This is a genomic window from Streptomyces sp. AC555_RSS877, from assembly GCF_019049245.1.
In the GTDB taxonomy this organism is placed as follows: domain Bacteria; phylum Actinomycetota; class Actinomycetes; order Streptomycetales; family Streptomycetaceae; genus Streptomyces.
Genome location: NZ_JAGMUK010000103.1, coordinates 1 through 475 on the forward strand (window position 1 = coordinate 1; position 475 = coordinate 475).

At 64.6% G+C, this 475-nt stretch carries 1 protein-coding gene; it reads left to right on the forward strand.

Going from position 1 to position 475, the window contains the following annotated elements; all coding sequences use genetic code 11:
* Positions 1-475, forward strand: a 475-nt coding sequence (locus KUM49_RS35435; RefSeq protein WP_217241063.1) for a transposase, incomplete at both ends; no start/stop codon positions are given.

Below are 475 nucleotides of genomic sequence, written 5' to 3' on the forward strand. Positions count from 1 at the left end.
CACCCGACGGACACCGGATCAAAGCCGAGCTCGACTACAGCCGCGGACCCGAGAAAACCTGGGTCTACGGGGCCTTACGCGTCCGGGACGGCCAGCAGATCACCATGACCGCTTCCTCCCGTAACAGCGTCTTCTACCAGCGGTTTCTACAACAGGTCGAGGACGCCAATCCGACCGGGGAGATCTGGATCGTCACCGACAACCTGTCCAGCCACAACAGCTTGTCCACCCGGACCTGGCTCGAGGAACATCCCCGCATCCACCACGCTTTCATCCCCGTCGGCGCGTGCTGGCTCAACCTCCAGGAAGGCTGGTGGCGCATCTTCCGCAAGGCCGCCCTCGCCGGTCGGTCATTCGCCAACCCCGACGACATCGCCCAGGCCACGACCCTCGCAACCGACCAACTCAACTCTCGCGCACGCCCCTGGGTTTGGGGCCGAACCGCACCACCAACCCGCTCTCTACGACGCCGATA